This window comes from Pseudomonas sp. NFACC41-3 (assembly GCF_900109505.1).
In the GTDB taxonomy this organism is placed as follows: domain Bacteria; phylum Pseudomonadota; class Gammaproteobacteria; order Pseudomonadales; family Pseudomonadaceae; genus Aquipseudomonas; species Aquipseudomonas chlororaphis.
The window spans coordinates 1-2,303 of record NZ_FOAE01000009.1 but is presented as its reverse complement, the minus strand read 5'-3'; the positions used below and the strand labels follow the sequence as shown (position 1 = coordinate 2,303).

Sequence of the window (2,303 nt, the reverse complement as noted above, 5' to 3'; positions counted from 1 at the left end):
GCATTGAGTTCCCGGTAGCTCAGGCTTTGCCCGGCGAACAGCAGGGCTTCGGCCTCGGGGGTTTTCAGTGCTTGCGCTTCCACCAGTTGCTGCACACAGCCATCGCTGGGGAATTCACCGCTGGCCGGGGTCCACTCGTGCAGCAGCTGGTTCTGCTCGGAGGCCGCCAGCAGCGGCAGGTCCCCCAGGCGTTGGCGCGGCTGCTGGACAATGCCCTGCAGCAACTGCACCCAGGACTGGGCCAGGCGCTCGATGGTCGAAGGTTCGAACAGGTCAGTGGCGTAGGTCAGAGAAGCCCACAGGCCATCCTCGGACTCGAAGGTGTCCAGGGTCAGGTCGAACTGCGCGGCGCGCCCCTGCCAGCTCAGGGTTTCAATACTGAGGTCATCCAGGCGCTGGCTCTGCGCACCCTTCTTGACCGCGGTCTGATGGTTGAACATCACCTGGAACAGCGGACTGTGGCTCAGGCTGCGCTCGGGGCGCAGGGCCTCCACCAACTGTTCGAACGGCAGGTCCTGATGGGACTGCGCCATCAAGGCGGTCTGCTTGACCTGTTGCAGGAAGTCAATGAAGCCCAGCTGGCCATCGACCTCGGCCTTGAACACCTGGGTGTTGACGAAGAAGCCGATCAGGCGTTCGGTCTCGACCCGGTTGCGGTTGGCGGTGGGCACGCCGACGCGGATATCCGTCTGGCCGCTGTAGCGGTGCAGCAGCACCTGGAACGAGGCCAGCAACAGCATGAACAGGGTCGCCCCTTCACGCTGCGCCAGTTGCTTGAGGCCGACTCGCAGTTCATCTCCCAGCGGGATGTCGAACAACGCACCGCGATAGCTCTGGATCGCCGGGCGCGCATGGTCCAGGGGCAGCATCAGCAGCGGCTGTTCCCCGCCCAATTGCTGCAGCCAGTAGCCCAGTTGCCGCTCACGCTCGCCGGCGTCCATCCACTGCCGTTGCCAGTTGGCATAGTCGGCGTATTGGATCGGCAGGGCCGGCAGGTTGACCGTGCGTCCCTGGCGGTAGCCGGCATAGAGCTGGATCAGCTCATCGACCATCACCCCCATCGACCAGCCATCGGAGACGATATGGTGCTGGGTCAGGACCAGCACATGTTCGTCCGCCGTCACTCGCAACAGGCTGGCTCGCAGCAGCGGGCCGTTACGCAGGTCGAAGGGAGGCTGGCGCTTGCTGTCGGTCAGGGCGTTGACCTGTTCCTCATAAGACAGGCCGCCGGCTTGCAGATCGATGACCTCGATGTCCAGCGGCGCCGGTGGATGAACCACCTGCACCGCGATGCCATCTTCTTCGCAAAAGGTAGTACGCAGGGTTTCATGCCGGGCAATCAGGCTGTCGAACCCATGGCGCAGCGCGTCCAGGTCCAGCTCTCCGGTCAAGCGCAACGCCGTGGTGATGTGGTAGGCGCTGCTGTCGGGCTCCAGTTGCCAAAGGAACCATTGGCTTTCCTGGGTATAGGAGAGAACCGGCGCCTCATCGGCGCCGCGGCTGCAGATAGGAGCGATACCAAAAAGGTTGATGCCCTTTTCTTTAAGCAAAATCGCCAGGGCTTTTCTTTCTTTGGCAGAAAGCGTGCCTACCGAGTCGATTAAAGCTTGCATGTACTACCTCTCCTAAGAAATTATTTTTTCAAGATCATCAGGAGATAAACGTTTGAGGGCCTCCAAAGATTTAGCCAATTCATCCTGCAGCGAAGAGGTTGTTTCCCGCAGGGCCTGAACCTTCTCGACAAAGGCCGACAGGCTCTCCGCGCCGAACAGCGACTTGATGGGAATATCCACCCCGAACTGCTGCTTGACCCGGGTCACGACCTGGGCCACCAGCAGGGAATGGCCGCCCAGTTCGAAGAAGTTGTCGCTCAGGCCCACCCGGTCCAGTTTCAACACATCGGCCCAGATCGCCGCGACCTGCTGCTCCAGCTCGCTCTGCGGCGCCACATACACCTGTTGCAGCTGCTGCGCATCGACCTTGGGCAGGGCCTTGCGGTCCAGCTTGCCGTTTGGCGTCAGCGGCAGCGCCTCGAGGAACAACAGGTACGCCGGCACCATGTAGTCCGGCAGATGTTCTTTCAGGGCAGCCTTGATGCTTTCCCGGAGCGTGGCCTGGGCCTCGACGGCCGCGGTGGTTTCGCTTGGCACGATATAGGCCACCAGTTGCTGGCCATTGTCGCCGTCCTGGGCCAGGACGAAGGCTTCACGCACCGCCGCCTGCTGCACCAGCCGTGCCTCGATTTCCCCCAGCTCGATACGGAAGCCGCGGATCTTCACCTGATGGTCGATACGGCCGATGTA

At 62.0% G+C, this 2,303-nt stretch carries 2 protein-coding genes; both read right to left on the bottom strand.

Annotation, left to right across the window (positions count from 1 at the left end; all coding sequences use genetic code 11):
- Window positions 1-1,613, bottom strand: a 1,613-nt coding sequence (locus tag BMY68_RS29465) for a condensation domain-containing protein (protein WP_239694146.1), incomplete at its 3' end; no start/stop codon positions are given.
- Between the two features lie 12 nt (window positions 1,614-1,625).
- A partial coding sequence (locus tag BMY68_RS29460) for a phosphopantetheine-binding protein (protein ID WP_239694145.1) occupies window positions 1,626-2,303 on the bottom strand: 678 nt, incomplete at its 5' end.